Genomic DNA, 17,887 nt, shown 5'->3' on the forward strand with positions numbered 1-17,887 from the left:
TAGTACGTCCAATTATTGTCCGATACCGAAAGCAATATATGCGGTTTTAACATAACGGTTTAGAGTGAAAATTTTATTAATTGTTCATATAACTTTTCTGAATAATTAGTAAACTTTCCCATTATAAAATGATAGTATTATACATTATATATAGAATTTTCTGAAAATTCAAGTAAATATTAACAAAATTTTATACAAACTTTCCGGATGAACCATGCGAATTATCGGCAAACTATGCAAAAAAATGAATAGTTTATCTGGCGAATCGAACGTCGGTCATGACTGTTACCGGATATTGTTGTATATTATCGTATCAGAGAACCAACTGTCTATCGTTATCGGTTGCTTATAGACAAACGCGCCGGATTCTGTTATGATACATAGTGGATCAGGTGGGTTCCGTCCTGCCTGTGATCGGAACAAACAGATATCTTGTGGTTAGGAGCAAAGGATGAAAAAACGTTCTTTGATTTTTATCATTCCGGCTGTGATACTGGTCGGACTATTATGCTACGCGGTGATCAACGCGTTGTGTATTTATATCCCGCAGGAAAAAGCGCAAAAAAGCTATCGGGATCTGAAAGAGAGCGTCCGTATCGTTGAGGACGACGCAAAGCGTCAGGATCAATCTTCCTCCGACGGCGCCGATACAAGCGGCGCGGATCACACCGGCGAGGAAGAGGCGATCACGGAATATGATTTCAAAAGCCTCAACCGCTATAATCCCGATTATGTCGGATGGCTCACCATCGACGATACGGTGGTGGATTATCCCGTGATGAAATCGTCAGAGAATGATCCCGAATTCTACCTTCACCGTGATTTTTACGGAGATTATTCGGTTTCGGGCTGTCTGTTCATTGGTGAAAAGTGCAACAGTGAATCCAAAAGCTTTGTGATCTACGGACATAATATGAATAACGGAAGTATGTTCGGTGCTTTGGATGAGTATTACGACTATGATTACGCGGAGCGGCACCGCGATATCCGTTTTTATGTCAACGGCAAAGAGCGTATCTACCGTGTTTTTGCCGCGTTCCAGACCAAGGTTTACGACGATCGCGACGATGTGTTCAAGTATTATGAGGCTGTGGGAGATCTGAGCAAAGCCGAATATGATCAGACGGTCGAGAACGTCAGGGCATTGTCGGAGCCAAAGCTCCCCGACGCGCCTGCGTATCCGGCACAGCTGATGTTCCTGTCTACCTGCAGCTATCATACCGACGACGGCAGGTTCGTTGTGGCGGCGTACAGAGTGTCATAACAGCGCTGCTTATGCATTATCCGAATAGCGATTGCGCGATTTGTCGAAGTTTGGCGAATCATCCTCCCTATTTCAATCAATTGTGACAGTTGACTTTTTTCTGTGTAAGGTGTACACTATCAGCAGAAAAATATGTGTAATACAACCAATTATTCCGTATACAGGGAGGTGCCAGTATGCAAAAGGCGTCTAATGTCATGCGTATCATAGGCATCGTACTGATCATATTCGGTATCGTGCTGATCGTTATCGGCTATGCGATGAATAATGATTTTTATGTACAGGTTGAATATTATTATGCAAACGGCAGCATGGATCAAACCGGTCTCAACGTACTGTATACCGGCATCGGTTTTTCGGCTGTCGGTGTGGTTTTGTTGATCTTCAGTCTGTTTCTTTCCGCCAGAATACGCCATCAGTACAAAGAAAAAACAAACGATCAGGATTATGACGAGTTTGACGACATGGTCGCGCAGCTCGCGGGCAACCGATCGATATTTGATGTGTTCCACAGCGAGGACAGGAGCAAGGCGTTCAGCTTTTACCGCAACAAGACCTTTATCCTCAAAGAGGGTGATCAGATCCACCGCGGGACAATGGAAGCGCTCGAGTGGGCAAACGAACGCCCGACCCTCTGGCGTATCACAATGGATCGCGACGGCAAACAGGAGAGCTATGAGGTCAGCAAGGTAAAAGAAAACATCCTCGTCAAAAACGACGAGGGGGAACAGATCTTCTATCGCGGCTGAGTTTGATAGGATCAATGAGAAGAAGCCTTCATCGGAGGGCTTCTTTTTACATGAGCCGAAATAATACTAATATTCATTCCGAAATAGGGCTGCGATGTTATCCTGTGAAAAAGCCTTGCGGAATACACGGTTTTGTGCTACTCTATTAAGGAACGCTTATTGATTCAAATAGTCATTGCGAGGGGCTCGACACTTGTGTCAGCCTCGTGGCAATCTCAACCAATGAAAAAGCTCAACACCCTCCTGAGCTGTGCAAGAGTGTCCGAAGTACGCTTTAGTGCTTGCACAGGGGAAGTATATTAAGGAAGTGCAATATGGACTGGACAGAAATCGCGGTCGAGGTCGGCGCCGACCGACTCGATGACGCGGCGGCTATCGCCAATATGACCGTGCCCTACGGCATCTATATCGAGGATTACAGCACGCTTGAAGAAGAGGTGCAACAGATCGCGCACGTTGATCTGATCGACGAAGAACTGCTGCAAAAAGACCGCAGCAAGGCGAAGATACATATTTACATCGATCCCGAGGATAATATCGGTGAGGCGGTACAGTTCTTGAAGGAACGTCTGACCGCCGCCGGGATCGGCTTCAGCATCGACCAAAGCAAGGTCAGGGAGGACGATTGGCGCAACAACTGGCGCAAGTTCTTTCAGCCGATGCCGGTCGGCGAAAAGCTGCTGATCAATCCGTCGTGGTTTACGGATACCGATCCCAAGGGGCGTCTGATGATGAACATCGATCCCGGTCTTGCGTTCGGAACCGGCAAGCATGAGACTACTCAGTTGTGTATGGAGGCGCTGGAGCGCTGTGTCAAGGGCGGCGAAAAGGTGCTCGACGTCGGCTGCGGCAGCGGTATCCTCGGCATCGCCGCGGTGATGCTGGGTGCCGACAGCGCGTTCGGCGTCGATATCGACGAGGTGGCGGTGCGTACTGCCAACGAGAATGCCGCGGTCAACCATGTCGACGACAAGGTGAGCGCGATCGCAGGCGATCTGGTCGATAAAGTCGACGGAAAATACGATATTGTGGTTGCAAATATCGTGGCGGATGCTATAATAGCATTGTCGGCTTCCGTCAGTAACTTCATGACGGATGAAGCAGTCTATATCATCAGCGGTATCATCGACACCCGCGCCGACGACGTCAAAAACGCGATCTGCGATACCTTTGACATCGTGGAGGAGAACACCCACCGCGGCTGGTACTGCTTTGTTTTGAAGAAAAAGCAGTCTTAACGACAGATGCTTTTGCTGTTATCATATACAACGGTCGGTTGACCGACCGCAAAATATACGGAGGTATTTATATGAAAAACCCTAACTCTAAATCGAACAAGCTCAACATCATTTTCTCATCCTTTCTTGTGATCGGCTACATAATCTGCACCTATTTCTTCTCTTCGATCGCCAGCCAGACTGTCGGTACATGGGGCAGTGTGATCCAGGTATTGATCATGGTGGTCTTCGGTCTGCTGCTGTTTTACGCGACCCGCGTAGGCGAAGGCAAACAGGTCAAGCGTTTCAGCCTTGCCGTACTGCTGCTGATCGACATCCCCGCTCTGTACATCATCCTCGCCGCGCTGATCCCGTCACTGCCGCTGCATAATTTTATCGCGCCGCAGAACGCGTCCATGGCGATGATGGGCATGACAGGTTCATCCGGTCCTTCTATCATCCTGATGCTCGCTTGCGTCGCGCTGGGCTACGGTATCCCGTACACCTTCTTCTCGGGCTATGAGATTCAGGAAGAGGGAGAAGAGACAGCTGAAGAAGCGGCTCAGGAAGCCGTTGTCGAGGGCGGTCTTGCCGAAGAGCTTGCCGAGACCGAGAAAGACGCGGAGGAAAAGGCTGACGAGGCAGTAGAAGAAGCATCCGAAACCGCAGAAGAAGCTGCTCAGGACGCTGTCGAAGAAACCGCCGAAACAGCAGAAGAAGCCGCTGAGGAAGCGACAGATAAAACAGAAGAAACCGAGAAAGAGGCAGAATAAAAATGAGCGAATGTACTCATGATTGCTCCTCCTGCGCCCAGAATTGCGCTTCGCGCACCGCGCCGCAGGATCTGCATGAAAAGTTGAATGATCTAAGCTCCGTCAAAAAGGTGATCGCGGTCGTATCCGGTAAGGGCGGCGTAGGCAAGAGTCTGGTCACCTCCGCGATGGCGGTGGAGCTCAATCGCCGCGGTCACAAGACAGCGATCTTGGACGCGGATATCACCGGCCCGTCCATCCCGAAGGCGTTCGGCATCACCGAGCGCGCCAAGGGCAATGAGTTCGGCATCATCCCCGAGACCACCAAGACCGGCATCGACATCATGTCCGTCAACCTGCTGTTGGAGAACACCACCGACCCCGTCGTATGGCGCGGCCCCGTGATCTCCGGCACCGTCAAGCAGTTCTGGTCGGAGGTCATCTGGAAAGACGTCGACTACATGTTCGTCGATATGCCCCCCGGTACCGGCGACGTACCGCTGACCGTGTTCCAGTCCATCCCGCTGGACGGCATCATCGTGGTCGCCTCTCCGCAGGAGCTGGTCTCCATGATCGTCAGCAAGGCTGTCAAAATGGCGGAGCTGATGAACGTACCCATCCTCGGCCTTGTCGAGAACATGAGCTACTTCAAGTGTCCCGACTGCGGCAAGGAGCATAAGATCTTCGGTGACAGTCATATCGACAAGATCGCCGCGGAATACGGCACCCGCGTGCTCGCAAAGGTGCCGATCGATCCCGATCTGGCGAAGTCGGTCGATACCGGAACCGTCGAGCTGTTTGTCGGCGACTGGTTCGAGAATGCCGCGAACACCATCGAGGATGAACTGAAAGTATAATGAAACAGGAAAACGCACCCGCTCGGGTGCGTTTTTAGTTTATTGAAAAAGAAAGTTTAGAAAGAGGAAGATGTTTTCCAAGGCTCCCTTTGGTAAAGGAGCTCCCCGTTGGGGAGACGTCGCGAAGCGACAGAGGGGGAGCCGCTTCCGGCGAGGAGGCTGTCCCCGAATGTGGGCTGAGGGATTGTATTAATTGACCGACCGAAGGGAGAAACCATAGGAAGGCTTTTACAGCAATTTTTGAAAGGCGGTGGGCAGGGGATAGCTGTTTTTCAGCTTGTCCTCCGTCACCCAAATGAAGCGATCGTTATGCTCTGTGACGGTCACATGATACGCCTTCATATACCAGTCGATATGGGTAAAAACGTGTTTCGCTTCTTTGGTGAACACGATGTCGATCGGTACTAACTCCCATTGCCGCAGGATCTCTTGCAGTTCATCGTCGGTGTGGAAGCCCTCGACATTCGGGAGCTGGTACATCCCCGACAGTAGCCCGGTATCGGGACGCTTCTCGATGGCGATCCTTCCGTCCGGATCGGTGATCATAAAGACGGATTTATCGGCACGCTTACGTTTCATCTTTTTGACGCGCACGGGGATCTGTTCTGTCAGCCCTTTTTTGTATGCGGTGCAGTGCTCTTGCAGCGGACAGCTTTCGCACAGCGGCGCGCCGTTCGGCAGACAGACCAGCTCGCCCAGCTCCATCAACGCCTCATTGAACGCGCCGGCACGCTGCGGCATGATTTTTTTGAGTTGTTCGGTGACGGTTTTTTTCGTCTGCGGCAACAGGACATTATCACGGCTGCCCTGTACGCGCGCGATCACGCGCAGGACGTTGCCGTCCACGGCGGGTACCTTTTCATCAAAGCAGATGGACGCGATCGCGCCCGCGGTGTATTCTCCGATCCCCGGGAGCTTTTTCAGCTCGATAAAGGCTTGCGGAAACTCCCCTCCGTATTCCTCCGTGATGACGATCGCCGCCTTTTTCAGGTTGCGGGCACGGCTGTAATAGCCCAGCCCCTCCCACAGCTTCATCAACGCGTCGTCATCGACCTTGCTCAGACTTTCGACATCCGGCAAGGCTTCCAGAAACCGCGCGTAGTAGCCCATTACGGCTTCGATCCGCGTCTGCTGCAGCATGATCTCGGAGATCCAGACATGATACGGCTCTTTGTCCTGTCGCCACGGTAATACTCTTTTGTTTTGATCGAACCAATTAAGGAGCGGCTCGACGATGGGGGAAAGGCTCTTGCTCATAAATGCTCCTATCAGTAAAGCGCGGTAGGGTACGGCGCTTGTCGACGTACCGTGTGGCAGAAGCGTTATTTTTTCTATCTTTGCGTTGTGATATAACTACGTTATCTGATCTTCCGCACCACTATTATACTATGAATAGGGTGTAAAATACAAGATTGACATTTACCCCCCTAAACCGTATAATGTACACAGTGATTTTTTAGTTTGCATTGCGAGATAACGGCGTGCGCGCCCGATTTCAACTGATAGAAAAAGGATGGATGAGTATGAGCTATGCTGACGAGCGTTTTATCGCGAATTGTAAGGATATTATCGAAAACGGCTTTTCCGACGAGGGGATGAACGTGCGCCCGTACTGGGGCGACGATCACTCTCCCGCCCATACGATCAAGCAGTTCGGCGTTGTGAATCGCTATGACCTCTCTAAGGAGTTCCCGATCATGACGCTCCGCAAGGTCTTTTTCAAGAGCTGTATCGACGAGCTGTTGTGGATATGGCAGAAGAAGAGCAATAATATCCATGAGCTCAAGAGCCATATCTGGGACAGCTGGGCGGATGAGAACGGCTCCATCGGCAAGGCGTACGGCTATCAGCTGGGCGTCAAGCATATCTATCCCGAGGGCGAGTTCGATCAGGTGGATCGTGTGCTGTTCGACCTCAAGAACCATCCCGAATCCCGCCGTATCATGACCAATATCTATAACCATCATGATCTGCACGAGATGGGGCTCTATCCCTGCGCCTACAGCGTGACGCTGAACGTCACGGAAAACAAGCTGAACATGATCCTCAACCAGCGCTCGCAGGATATGCTGGTCGCGAACAACTGGAACGTCTGCCAGTACGCGATCCTCCTGCATATGTTCGCGCAGGTGAGCGGCTTTGAGGTCGGCACCCTCCTGCACGTGATCGCCGACGCGCATATCTATGACAGACACGTTGACGCGGTCAAGCGCATCATCGAGCTCGAGCCATATGACGCGCCCAAGCTCTGGATCAATCCCGACGTCAAGAACTTCTATGATTTCACCTTGGATGATTTCAAGCTGATCGATTACAAATATCACGAGTTCAACGAAAAGATCCCCGTAGCGATTTGATAGTCTTCTTTTTGAGGGGAAGGCTTTAGGAGGCAACTATGAAACTGATTGTAGCGGTCGATGAAAAATGGGGGATCGGCAAAAACGGCGATCTGCTGTTATCCATCCCCGACGATATGATGTACTACCGCACGACGACCCGCGGCAAGGTCGTGGTGATGGGATATACCACTCTTCTCTCCCTGCCGAACAGTAAGCCCGCTCCCGCGCGGCTGAACCTTGTGCTCGCCGATATCAAGGATCTGCGGATCCCCGGCGCGGTAGTGTGCGGCAGTATGGAACAGCTGTTGAGATTGATCGGCTGTTTTCATCCCGACGATGTATTTGATGTGGGCGGCGGGTCGATGTACCGCCAGCTTTTGCCGTACTGCTCCGACGCACATATTACCAAAATGTGCTTTGACGGTGAGGCGGATACGTTCATCCCGAATCTTGACGAGCTTGACGGCTGGAGCGTAGCGGATGAATCGGAGCTGAAGGAGCATGAAGGGCTGAAATACTCCTTTGTCGTCTATCATAACGATTCTCCCAAGCCGCTGACGGCGGCACAGAAGCTGAGCACGAATATGTCGGCTTATTTCAAGAAGAAGGAACCCATGACGCTGACCCTGCCCGACACAGACGATCAGTCCTATCGCAAAGAACTGCGCTCGCTCCTTCACGCCTACTTCCGTCCGCTCGAAAAGGGTCTGAGCGCCGACGAGGTAGCGGAGTTCCTCGAGCAAGACGATCTCAGCTTTGAGGATTATCTGCGCGCGCATCATCAGATCGCGGATCTTGCGGATATCGAGGCACTGACCGAGAACTACGGCAGCCTGACCGATCAAACCGGCGCCGTGACCGTCGACAAAACGGATCTCTCCGCCATCGACGCGTATGCGGACGGCAAATGACCGTTGATTAATCTCTTACAAAAACATATAATTGTAACCGGAAAATAGCGGTAACATGATAATAAAAGTATCCCCTCTCGAATGAACGAAGCGTTCAAACGAGAGGGGTTTCCTCTTGGTTGAATTTATTGTGCAGAATAGTAAACAGTATCAAAACGGTATCAACAAGACTTTTGAAGTGTCAAAAAGTCAGTGTTTAAGCCATTTCTTTGACTTGTTTTATTATTCCCACTCGATTGTCGCGCAGGGCTTGGGTGTGAGGTCGAAGAGGACGCGGTTGACGTTTGCTACTTCGTTGGTGATGCGCTCGGTGATGTGCTGCAGCAGCTTAAAGGGCACATCCTCGACGGTGGCGGTCATAGCGTCCTTGGTGTTGACGGCACGCAGAATGACGGGCCAGCCTTCGGTGCGCTTACCCTCGGTCACGCCGACAGACTTGAAATCCGGGATAGCGGTGAAATACTGCCATACCTTACCCTCAAGACCGTTCTTCGCGAACTCCTCACGCAAGATCGCGTCGGATTCGCGGACAGCCTCCAGACGATCGCGGGTGATCGCGCCCAGGCAGCGAACGCCCAGTCCGGGACCGGGGAAGGGCTGACGGAATACCATGTTATCGGGCAGACCAAGCGCCTTGCCGACAACGCGGACTTCATCCTTGAACAGCAGCTTGACGGGCTCTACCAACTCAAACTGCAGATCCTCGGGCAGACCGCCGACGTTGTGGTGCGCCTTGACGCCGTCAGACTCGAGGATGTCGGGGTAGATGGTACCCTGAGCGAGGAACTCGATGCCGTCGAGCTTCTCAGCCTCCTCGGTGAAAACATCGATGAACTCTTTGCCGATGATCTTACGCTTTTTCTCGGGCTCGGGAACATTCGCGAGCTTATCGAGAAAGCGGTCGACAGCGTCAACATAGATCAGGTTCGCGTCCATCTGGTTGCGGAACACCTCGATGACCTGCTCGGGCTCGCCCTTGCGGAGCAGTCCGTGGTTAACGTGAACGCATACGAGCTGTTTGCCGATCGCCTTGATCAGCAGCGCCGCGACAACAGAGCTGTCTACGCCGCCGGAGAGCGCGAGAAGCACCTTTTTGTCGCCGATCTGGGAACGGAGTTCCTTGATCTGCTCGTCGATGAAAGCCTGAGCAAGCTCAGGAGTGGTGATTCTTTCCATAGTTTCGGGTCTTACATTTCCTTGCATATTATCCTCCCAAATACGATATATAGTATCTAATGGCTAAATTATAGCAAAATGCAGTGCTGTCGTCAATATCAATAAAATATAAACTACGTTTGAATATCTGCGATATTTCAGAGAAAATGTTGATTTTTCTATCATCTTGTGTTAACGTTAGTTTAGGTTAAGGCAAGGAGATATTGCGATGAGCTTTAATAAAACCATTCAGATGATCATTTTTGATAATAACCCTAATGGGATGATTATGTGTGAATTATCTAATTGGAATGGCAGGGTATTTAAGGTAGCAAGAGCTGAGTTGAATTCTTTCTATACTCGTAACGAATCTGTTTATACAGGGGTTTATTTTCTTTTTGGTAGAGATGATGATAATAATGAGACCATTTATATTGGTGAAGCAGAAAACATGCAAAGACGTTTAAAGCAGCATTTAAATGACGCCAATTATTGGAACGATGTGATTGTTGTTATCAGTAAAGATAACATTCTTAATAAAGCTCATGTAAAGTATTTAGAGAATCTATTTTATTCGCTCGCTATTAATTCAGGTAGAGCTACTATTGTTAATTCTAATGTTCCGACGAAGTCTTCAGTTTCGGAATATGATGAAGCTATGTTGGAAGAGTTTATCAGTAATTCTAAACTGCTCGTAAACACTTTAGGCTACAAAGTCTTTGATACAATCGAAGAAACAACGGTAAAAGATAACAATCGAGCCGAGATTAAACTATATATAAAAACCAAAAAAGGAGCAGATGCCGCAGGTTCAATTGTTGCGGACGGATTTGTGGTATATAGAGGATCTAAAGTATCCGCTACTTTTACAAAAAGTTTCACTTATCATAAGCAAAGGGATAAACTGATTGAAAACAGAACAATTGACGAAAACTTTACTTTTTCAAAAGACTATATTTTTTCCTCCCCGTCTACGGCAGCTTCTATTGTGATGGGACGAAACGCAAACGGTTTAACAGAGTGGGTCACTCAAGACGGAGTATCACTAAAACACTTACAAGAGGAATAGAGAAAACGGCTAACAAAACAGATTGTTTGTTAGCCGTTAATCATATAGTTCGTTTTTATCTCCCATCCCACAGATACTTGGAAAGATCCACTCTGCCGTCGATGAACTCCACGCCCTCGTTTTGCAGGAGGGTGATCTGTTCATTCACGCCGCCGAAGGCGAAGGCGGAGGACGGCTCGCCGTAGCGGTTGACCACGCGGAAGCACGGGATATGCTCGGGGTCGGGATTCACGTGCAGGGCGTAGCCGACGACGCGGCTCCAATGCGGATTGCCCGCGAGCATCGCAATCTGTCCGTAGGTCGCGACCTTGCCGTAAGGGATACGCCTGACGACGTCATAGATCAATTCAAACGAGTTTTTCATCATCATGCTTCTTTCTTGGCTGTTGTGATGTTTTGCGCCATATAAAGAAATCAAGCCCATAGCGATATTACGGCTATGGGCTGTGTTGTTTTATTCCGCTTTCATCTCGGTCAGCAGACCGTCGATCAGCTTGGTGAAGTTGGCGGAAGAATTGTCGGACGCCTTCTTCACCTCTTCGTGAGAGAGCTTTGCCTGCATGCCTGCCGCCAAGTTGGTGATACAGCTGACGGTGCAGACGCGCATGCCCATGTGCTTGGCGGCGATCGCCTCGACCACCGTGCTCATGCCGACGGTGTCGGCGCCCATGTTGCGATAGGCTTTGATCTCGGTGGGCGTTTCAAACTGCGGGCCGGTCGTCTGGATCATCACGCCTCTGTGGGCGGTGATGTTTTCCTTTTCGGCGACAGTTTCGACGATCGAGATCATGTCCTCGTCATAGATATGGCTCATATCGACAAAGCGCTCGCCCAGTTCGTCAATGTTCTCGCCGAGCAGCGGTGAGGGGACAAAACTCGAGATATGGTCGACGTTCGTGACAAAATCGCCGACCGAATAGTCCTCGTTGATCGCGCCGACAGCATTCGTCAAAATCACCGTTTTTGCGCCTAAAAGGTGAAGCACGCGCAGCGGCAATACGACCTCGGGCATACTGTAGCCCTCATAATAATGGACTCTGCCGTTCATGATGACAACCTTTTTGCCCTTGATCTCGCAAAAGATCAGGGTGCCGTCGTGACCCGGTACGGTCGATACGGGGAAGCCGTCGATCTCGCTGTAGGGGATCTCCTTGACGACCTTGACGCCGTCCGCGTAGTCGCCGAGTCCGCTGCCCAGTACCAGCGCGATATCGGGGACAAAATCGGTTTTTGCTTTGATTTGCGATACACAGCTTTGCAGCGTTTTGTAATACGCCTTTGCGTCAAAAGCCTCTTTGGAAACAGCGATCACATCCGATTGATCCGGAGTAGCGGTGGTCGGTTCAGCTTTTGAACAGGCGGTCAGCGCAAAGAGGAACAGTAGGATCAAAACCAGTGTGATTGCTTTTTTCATAAGGATAACCCCTTAAATATTGATCTCTGCGTTCTCGCGGTCGATGTCGGTGATCAGCGGGCGGGTCTTGTCGACGATCGCCTGCACCTGATCGGGACATCTGCCGATGTAGGCGCTCGGGTTGAGCACATCGGTCATCTCGCTTTCGGTCAGCGGGAAGTTCTCGTCATCGGCGAGCATAGAGAGCAGGTTGCAGGATTCACCCTTATCCATACCGGCGATCGCCTCCATGGAGCAGCGGCGGATGATCTCGTGCAGCTCCTGACGGTTGCCGCCGCGCTTGACGCCTTCCATCATCAGGTTCTCGGTCGCGATGAAGGGCAGATAAGTCATGACGGTTTTGTTGATGACGTCGGTGTTGACAAAGATATCCGCGGTGACCTTCTGCACGATGCGCAGTACCGCGTCGGCGCACAAAAAGCCCTCGGGGATGGATACACGGCGGTTGGCGCTGTCGTCGAGGGTGCGCTCCATCCACTGGACGGATACGGTCATCGGCGCGTTCAGCGCGTCAGCCATGAGATAACGTGACAGCGAGCATACGCGCTCGCACATCATCGGATTGCGTTTGTAGGGCATCGCGGACGATCCGACCTGCGTTTTCGCGAACGGCTCAAAGAGCTGACGATCGTGCTGTAACAGGCGCATGTCGGTAGCGAATTTGTGCGCGGACTGCGCGATGGAGGACAGCGCGTTGAGGATGCGCGAATCGAGCTTACGCGGATAGGTCTGACCCTGTACGTCAAAGATCTCGTCAAAGCCGAACGCGTCGGCGATCTTGCGGTTGAGGGCGTTGATCTTGTCGCCGTCGCCGTCAAAGAGTTCCACAAAGCTCGCTTCCGAGCCGGTCGTGCCGCGGCATCCGAGGAACTTGACGTTTTTCAGCGCGAAGTCGATCTCGTCGAGATCGGACACGAAGTCCTGCAGCCATAATGACGCGCGCTTGCCGACGGTGACCAGCTGTGCGGGCTGATAATGGGTGTAGCCGAGAGTCGGCATATCCTTGTGTTTTTCGCAGAAATCGCACAGGTTCGCGATGACCTTCAACAGCTCGCCGCGGATGTAGAGCAGCGCGTCGCGATAAAGCACGAGGTCGGCGTTGTCGGTGACATAGCACGAGGTCGCGCCGAGGTGGATGACGCCTGCCGCGGAGGGCGCCACTTTGCCGTAGGCGTGGATATGCGCCATAACGTCATGGCGGAATTCCTTCTCTTTCTCGGCGGCATAGTCAAAGTCGACGTCGGTGATGTGCGCCTCGAGGTCTGCGACCTGAGCGTCAGTGATGGGCAGACCCAGCTCACTCTCCGCTCTCGCCAGCTCCACCCAGAGTCTGCGCCATGTCTCGATGCGCGTCTGAGCGGAGAAAAGTGATTTCATATAGTCGGACGCGTAACGCGCCGAAAACGGACTTTCGTAGTTGTTTGTCATAGTGATGCTCCTTTTAGTGATCAGTGATTAGTGGTCAGTGATCAGAAATAGCAGATAGATTAGCGGAAAGCTTTGTTAGTATTTTACTGATTTCTTCAGACAGCGTAAAGGCATGATGGATCTGCTTTTCGGTAAAATACTCTAATCGTATACATATTAATAATTGTGTTTGCAATTCAGCGTTTGAGCCTCTGGCAATAGAAAGAAAATTAATAAACTCTTTTGTGGATTTTCGTTGTTGACCTTCTGCAATGTTGGAGGGAATTGAGACAGCCGCCCGACGCATTTGACTTGACAAGTTATAGTTTTCTTCTCGGGGAAGAAGGTTTGTCAATTGATAGACTTCTATGACAAGATCCATTGCTTTTTGCCAAACAAGCAAATCTCGATAATTTCTGATATACATATACGTTGTCCTATAACAATAGTGCTTTATGTTTTATGTTTCTGACCACTGGTCACTGACCACTGATCACTTCCAACATTATCGAATAATAATACTATCTCTCTCGGGACCGACGGATACGTACTTGATATAGCAGCCGATCTTTTCTTCGATATACAGCACATAGTCCTGCGCTGCTTTCGGCAGATCCTCAAAGCGTCTGACACCGCTGATATCCGTGCCCCAGCCGGGCAGATACTCGGTGACGGGCTCCGCCTTAGCCAGCAGAGAGGGGAAGGGGAAATGGTCGGTCTTACTGCCGTTCACGATATACTTGGTGCATACGGGGATCTGATCCATGTAGCTGAGTACATCGAGCTTGGTCAGCGCGATCGCGGTAGCGCCCTGCACCTTTACACCGTAGCGGGTCGCGACAACGTCAAAGGAGCCGACTCTGCGGGGTCTGCCGGTCTTTGCGCCGTATTCACCGCCGGCTTCACGGAGCTTGTCGGCTTCTTCGCCGAACCACTCGGTGGTGAAGGGGCCTTCGCCCACGCAGGTGGAATACGCCTTGACGACGCCGATGATCTCGTCGAGCTTCAGATGAGGCGCGCCCGCGCCGATGGGCGCGTAGGCAGCGATGGTGGAGGACGAGGTGGTGTAGGGGTGGATACCGTAGTCGATATCTCTCAGCGATCCGAGCTGTGCCTCGAACATGATGTTCTTATCCTGCTTCTCACAGCGATCATAAAAGCTGTCGAGGTCGCCGATGAACGGCATGAGCGGGATACAGCAGCGCTCGTACCACTCCTTGAGCTTCTCGCGGGTGGTCGGTTCGGCGCCGTAGACCTTCTCGAGGGTCAGGTTCTTCCATTCCATGATACCGTCGAGGTGTTCAAAAAACGCCTTTTCGTCAAAGAGCTCGCCCGCTAAAACGGTCTTTTTCTGATATTTATCGGAGTAGAACGGCGCGATACCCTGTTTGGTGGAGCCGTACTTCTTGTCGGCGAGGCGCTGTTCCTCCAGACAATCCAGCTCCTTGTGCCACGGCAGCAGCAGTGACGCGCGCGAGCTGATCTTGAGGTTGTCGGGCGTGACCTCCACGCCTTTGTCGCGCACATAGCGGATCTCGCCCAGCAGACTCTCGGGATCCACGGCAACGCCGTTGCCGATGACGGACACCACGCCCTTGCGGAATATACCCGAGGGCAGCAGGTGCAGCGCGAATTTGCCGAATTCGTTGATGACGGTGTGTCCGGCGTTGCCGCCGCCCTGATAGCGCACGACAACGTCATAGTCGGAGCTGATGAGGTCGACCATACGGCCCTTGCCCTCGTCACCCCAGTTGATGCCTACGATCGCAGTATTCATATGTACCTCCCGAATTTTGGTGAATGGTGAATAGTGAAGGGTGAATGGTGTATGGTGGGACACCCACACCCGAAAAGAACCCTACCTCCTGCAAGGCAGGTTTTTACTATCCGGATTATAGCACAAATCCCCTCAAAATAACAGACAGATATTGGAAAAATGAGTGAATTTCGGCTATATCACATAAGAATGGGATTTGCGAATAATAATTTATATCAAAAATATTCTAAAAAACTAAGAAAAAACAGTTGTAATTTTCAAAGTTTTATGGCATAATGTAATCGCACCAATATACTTTATAGGAGGTAATTATCATGTTTAAGAAATTTTTATCACTGCTGTTAGCAGTGATGATGGTCGTTTCCGTCATGGCAGTCGGCGTAGTCACTTCCAATGCGGCTACTACTGACGGCTTCACTCCCGAAAGCAGCAAAATCTATTTTGACGTAGACGGCACAGGCTGGACCATGGGCGCTAAGGACAAGATCGCTTTCTACATGGCAGGTGGCGACTTTGACACCGAAGCGAACCCCACTAAGCCCTTAGCTTGGGGCGCCAGCAAGCTGATTGGTACTGCTACTGCCAACGAGAGCGGTATTTTTGAGATCGATCCTGTTGCAAAGCTGGGTTATCAGTTTACCCCCGGCGTACAGTACAAGATCATTTTTGCGCAGATTATCGCTCCGCGAAATTGGGGCGCTCAGACCTGTTCTCTGTTCTTCACCACCGACTGCTTCGGTCACGTAGCGTATAGCGACGGAACCGAGATGGAGAACGACGTAGACTCCACCAAGAAGACTAAGACCGTATACTGGAGAGATATCGATCCCGAAGAGAACGGTCCCGTTCTGGCGATCACCTCGATCGGTAACGTTGTCGGTTCCTGTGTAGAGCAGGGCAAGACCAAGTATTCTCTGTTTGTCGAGTTCCTCTCCGAGGCAAAGACCGACTTCCAGAACAAGACTTGCTATGAGAACGCTCACAAGTATAAGTGTGAGATCGATCCTTCTTCCGCAGGTTACAAGTCTGAGCAGAAGCTGATCGACGATATCGGCGCAGGCTTAGGTTTGACCAAGGACGATATCAAGGCGGCGTTTGAGGAAGACGTGGTCAAATCTTATTTTGAGACCGCAGGCATTAGCTGCGCGTGGAGCTATGACGATTCCACCCTGCCCGCAGGCTCGTCCGCTCACACACATACTCCCGGCGAGCCGGTACAGGAGAACGTAGTACCCGCTTCCTGCAGGCGGAAGGCTCCTATGACGAGGTCGTATACTGCACCGAGTGCGGCGAAGAGATCTCCCGTGAGCAGAAGACCATCGACAAGCTCGCTCATACCCCCGGTGAGGCGGTACAGGAGAACGTAGTAGTCACTCACGATAAGACTACCTACGATGAGGTTGTATACTGCACCGAGTGTCAGGCAGAGATCAGCCGTACTCCCGTTGAGCTCCCGATCATCACCCATACCCTGACCTATGTTCCCGAGGTTCCCGCTACCGAGCAGGCTGCCGGTACCAAGGCGCATTACACCTGCTCCGGCTGTGATAAGCTCTTCTCTGACGCTGCCGGTACCGTAGAAGTCACTGAGGCTGATTTGGTTATCCCGAAGCTGGTACATATTCACACTCCCGGCGAGCCGGTACAGGAGAACGTAGTTCCCGCTTCCTGCACCGTGGACGGCTCTTATGACGAGGTCGTATACTGCACTGCGTGTCAGGAAGAGATCTCCCGCGAGACCAAGACCATTAAGGCTCCCGGTCACGAGCTCTCTCTTGTTGCAGAGGTACCCGCTACCGCTACCAAGGACGGCGTTAAGTCTCACTACGCTTGCGCTAATTGTGAAAAGCTCTTTGCGGACGCAGAGGGTACACAGGAGGTCACTCCCGAATCTCTCGTGATCCTCGCTGAGTTTGTTCGCGGCGACGTTAACAAGGACGGCATATTTGATTCGACTGACGTTACCGTTCTCCAGCGCGTACTGGTTGAATATGAAGTTCCCAGCTATAACGCGGTTGCCGCTGACGTTGACCTCGACGGCGAAGTCGACGCGATCGACGTAACCCTGATGCAGCGCGTACTGGCTAACATGACCACTTGGGATGCTTGGGACGCTAAGCATCCGGCTTGATCATTCACGATCTATCTTAACTGAATAGCACAATCCCCGAGGAGAGCTCTCCTCGGGGATTTTTTGCAGCTTGATCTTCCCGCAGTCATTGCCAAGGCTTTTGTTGCTTCTCGCAACTACTAAATGAAACGGAAACGTCGCCGTAGGGACGAGCATTGCTCGTCCGGCATCGCAGATGCTTTTCCTTCTATCTAAGGGTACCGCCTGATTCTACGCCCGTTATTCTCGGACGACCGATGGTCGTCCCTACGGAAGTGTCGGTTCTCCTCTTTGTGAGGAGTTGTTCAAATCTTTGATTTGGCTAACAACTCCCATGCAACAGCGCTCCAAGAGCAGGCTATGCCTGCGATTGGCTAAGCGCCACTGGCTGGGATTGCCACTTCGTCGTCGCACGCCGTACTCGTTAGGCATATCCGGTTGGTATGCCTTGAACTTGTGTGGCGGCTCCTCCTTTCCCCAACACGTGGGGCGTGTCGGGGTCCCCTTCAAGTGCCCTCGCAATGACGTAGTATTGTTATATTCCGAATATTTAACGACCGCTCGGAGGGCAGCCATATTTTTGCAAAAATAAAAGGCGGACAAACGTCCGCCTTGATCTTTTGCGTGATATTATTCAGCAAAACCGGAGTTGATCAGCTCTACCAGACCCTCTACCGCGTCGGTCTCGTCGGGACCGTCAGCGAAGATCTTGATGGAGGTGCCGCCGATGATGCCGAGGGAAAGAACGCCGAGGAGTGACTTAGCGTTAACCTTTCTCTCATCCTTCTCAACCCAGATGGTAGCCTTGTACTCGTTAGCCTTCTGAATAAAGAATGTCGCGGGACGCGCGTGCAAGCCTGCTTTGT

General features: G+C 51.4%; 17 protein-coding genes and 1 pseudogene. 10 read left to right on the forward strand and 8 right to left on the reverse strand.

The features are described from left to right. The first annotated feature begins 451 nt into the window (after positions 1-451). From JKK62_RS07520 to JKK62_RS07540, 5 genes are all read left to right on the forward strand, one after another. Positions 452-1,264, forward strand: a complete 813-nt coding sequence (locus tag JKK62_RS07520) for a class B sortase (RefSeq protein ID WP_201427391.1) — start codon at positions 452-454, stop codon at positions 1,262-1,264. A gap of 176 nt (positions 1,265-1,440) precedes the next feature. Next, positions 1,441-2,013, forward strand: a complete 573-nt coding sequence (locus tag JKK62_RS07525) for a DUF4064 domain-containing protein (protein WP_201427392.1) — start codon at positions 1,441-1,443, stop codon at positions 2,011-2,013. A gap of 314 nt (positions 2,014-2,327) precedes the next feature. Then, positions 2,328-3,251 carry a 50S ribosomal protein L11 methyltransferase gene (prmA, locus tag JKK62_RS07530; RefSeq protein ID WP_201427393.1) on the forward strand — a complete coding sequence of 308 codons (924 nt, stop codon included), beginning with the start codon at positions 2,328-2,330 and terminating at the stop codon, positions 3,249-3,251. A gap of 71 nt (positions 3,252-3,322) precedes the next feature. Further along, positions 3,323-4,003 (forward strand): hypothetical protein, encoded by a 681-nt coding sequence (locus tag JKK62_RS07535; RefSeq protein WP_201427394.1) that lies wholly within the window; start codon positions 3,323-3,325, stop codon positions 4,001-4,003. 2 nt (positions 4,004-4,005) lie between these two features. Beyond that, entirely contained in the window at positions 4,006-4,839 is an 834-nt protein-coding gene (locus tag JKK62_RS07540; RefSeq protein WP_201427395.1) for an Mrp/NBP35 family ATP-binding protein, read from the forward strand. 228 nt (positions 4,840-5,067) lie between these two features. On the opposite strand, the gene mutY is transcribed toward JKK62_RS07540, so the two are convergent. Next, positions 5,068-6,096 (reverse strand): A/G-specific adenine glycosylase, encoded by a 1,029-nt coding sequence (gene mutY, locus JKK62_RS07545; protein ID WP_201427396.1) that lies wholly within the window; start codon positions 6,094-6,096, stop codon positions 5,068-5,070. 266 nt (positions 6,097-6,362) lie between these two features. On the opposite strand from mutY, the gene thyA reads away from it, so the two are divergent. Further along, positions 6,363-7,196, forward strand: a complete 834-nt coding sequence (gene thyA / locus JKK62_RS07550; protein WP_201427397.1) for a thymidylate synthase — start codon at positions 6,363-6,365, stop codon at positions 7,194-7,196. A 38-nt stretch (positions 7,197-7,234) separates the two neighbouring features. Continuing rightward, positions 7,235-8,089 carry a dihydrofolate reductase gene (locus JKK62_RS07555; protein WP_201427398.1) on the forward strand — a complete coding sequence of 285 codons (855 nt, stop codon included), beginning with the start codon at positions 7,235-7,237 and terminating at the stop codon, positions 8,087-8,089. Between the two features lie 222 nt (positions 8,090-8,311). Here the strand turns inward: JKK62_RS07555 and guaA are convergent. Continuing rightward, positions 8,312-9,232, reverse strand: a pseudogene (guaA, locus tag JKK62_RS07560) (glutamine-hydrolyzing GMP synthase); the annotation flags it as partial. A 241-nt stretch (positions 9,233-9,473) separates the two neighbouring features. On the opposite strand from guaA, the gene JKK62_RS07565 reads away from it, so the two are divergent. Beyond that, positions 9,474-10,313: a GIY-YIG nuclease family protein gene (locus JKK62_RS07565; RefSeq protein WP_201427400.1), complete on the forward strand. Its 840-nt coding sequence runs from the start codon at positions 9,474-9,476 to the stop codon at positions 10,311-10,313. A 55-nt stretch (positions 10,314-10,368) separates the two neighbouring features. Here the strand turns inward: JKK62_RS07565 and JKK62_RS07570 are convergent, their stop codons facing one another. The 5 genes from JKK62_RS07570 to JKK62_RS07590 form a co-directional block, all read right to left on the reverse strand. Beyond that, complete coding sequence (locus tag JKK62_RS07570; RefSeq protein WP_201427401.1) at positions 10,369-10,683, reverse strand: MGMT family protein; 315 nt, start codon at positions 10,681-10,683, stop codon at positions 10,369-10,371. A gap of 84 nt (positions 10,684-10,767) precedes the next feature. Next, entirely contained in the window at positions 10,768-11,727 is a 960-nt protein-coding gene (locus tag JKK62_RS07575) for a purine-nucleoside phosphorylase (protein ID WP_201427402.1), read from the reverse strand. Between the two features lie 12 nt (positions 11,728-11,739). Continuing rightward, the gene (gene purB / locus JKK62_RS07580; RefSeq protein WP_201427403.1) at positions 11,740-13,155 is read right to left on the reverse strand and encodes an adenylosuccinate lyase; all 1,416 of its coding nucleotides are present in this window, start codon (positions 13,153-13,155) and stop codon (positions 11,740-11,742) included. 34 nt (positions 13,156-13,189) lie between these two features. After that, on the reverse strand, positions 13,190-13,561 hold the full coding sequence (locus tag JKK62_RS07585; RefSeq protein ID WP_201427404.1) for a four helix bundle protein: 372 nt from the start codon (positions 13,559-13,561) through the stop codon (positions 13,190-13,192). A gap of 78 nt (positions 13,562-13,639) precedes the next feature. Continuing rightward, positions 13,640-14,911, reverse strand: coding sequence for an adenylosuccinate synthase (locus JKK62_RS07590; protein ID WP_201427405.1), 1,272 nt, complete (start codon positions 14,909-14,911; stop codon positions 13,640-13,642). Between the two features lie 314 nt (positions 14,912-15,225). Between JKK62_RS07590 and JKK62_RS07595 the strand changes: the two genes are divergently transcribed. Together JKK62_RS07595 and JKK62_RS07600 are read left to right on the forward strand one after the other, a co-directional pair. Further along, on the forward strand, positions 15,226-16,278 hold the full coding sequence (locus tag JKK62_RS07595; RefSeq protein ID WP_201427406.1) for a hypothetical protein: 1,053 nt from the start codon (positions 15,226-15,228) through the stop codon (positions 16,276-16,278). Positions 16,279-16,508: 230 nt separating this feature from the next. Further along, positions 16,509-17,042 (forward strand): dockerin type I repeat-containing protein, encoded by a 534-nt coding sequence (locus tag JKK62_RS07600; RefSeq protein ID WP_201427407.1) that lies wholly within the window; start codon positions 16,509-16,511, stop codon positions 17,040-17,042. 609 nt (positions 17,043-17,651) lie between these two features. Here JKK62_RS07600 and JKK62_RS07605 read toward each other — a convergent pair. Beyond that, positions 17,652-17,887 (reverse strand): HPr family phosphocarrier protein (locus tag JKK62_RS07605; protein WP_201427408.1); only part of this gene is annotated, 236 nt, incomplete at its 5' end.

This window comes from Ruminococcus difficilis, from assembly GCF_016680995.1.

Bases quoted from the DNA above. Each gene is read 5' to 3' on its own strand.
- prmA (WP_201427393.1), top strand. From the start codon at position 2,328: ATGGACTGGACAGAAATCGCGGTCGAGGTCGGCGCCGACCGACTCGAT.
- JKK62_RS07575 (WP_201427402.1), bottom strand. From the start codon at position 11,727: ATGAAAAAAGCAATCACACTGGTTTTGATCCTACTGTTCCTCTTTGCG.
- JKK62_RS07590 (WP_201427405.1), bottom strand. From the start codon at position 14,911: ATGAATACTGCGATCGTAGGCATCAACTGGGGTGACGAGGGCAAGGGC.
- JKK62_RS07555 (WP_201427398.1), top strand. From the start codon at position 7,235: ATGAAACTGATTGTAGCGGTCGATGAAAAATGGGGGATCGGCAAAAAC.
- thyA (WP_201427397.1), top strand. From the start codon at position 6,363: ATGAGCTATGCTGACGAGCGTTTTATCGCGAATTGTAAGGATATTATC.
- JKK62_RS07520 (WP_201427391.1), top strand. From the start codon at position 452: ATGAAAAAACGTTCTTTGATTTTTATCATTCCGGCTGTGATACTGGTC.
- JKK62_RS07585 (WP_201427404.1), bottom strand. From the start codon at position 13,561: ATGTATATCAGAAATTATCGAGATTTGCTTGTTTGGCAAAAAGCAATG.
- JKK62_RS07595 (WP_201427406.1), top strand. From the start codon at position 15,226: ATGTTTAAGAAATTTTTATCACTGCTGTTAGCAGTGATGATGGTCGTT.
- purB (WP_201427403.1), bottom strand. From the start codon at position 13,155: ATGACAAACAACTACGAAAGTCCGTTTTCGGCGCGTTACGCGTCCGAC.
- JKK62_RS07525 (WP_201427392.1), top strand. From the start codon at position 1,441: ATGCAAAAGGCGTCTAATGTCATGCGTATCATAGGCATCGTACTGATC.
- JKK62_RS07570 (WP_201427401.1), bottom strand. From the start codon at position 10,683: ATGATGATGAAAAACTCGTTTGAATTGATCTATGACGTCGTCAGGCGT.
- mutY (WP_201427396.1), bottom strand. From the start codon at position 6,096: ATGAGCAAGAGCCTTTCCCCCATCGTCGAGCCGCTCCTTAATTGGTTC.
- JKK62_RS07565 (WP_201427400.1), top strand. From the start codon at position 9,474: ATGAGCTTTAATAAAACCATTCAGATGATCATTTTTGATAATAACCCT.
- JKK62_RS07535 (WP_201427394.1), top strand. From the start codon at position 3,323: ATGAAAAACCCTAACTCTAAATCGAACAAGCTCAACATCATTTTCTCA.
- JKK62_RS07540 (WP_201427395.1), top strand. From the start codon at position 4,006: ATGAGCGAATGTACTCATGATTGCTCCTCCTGCGCCCAGAATTGCGCT.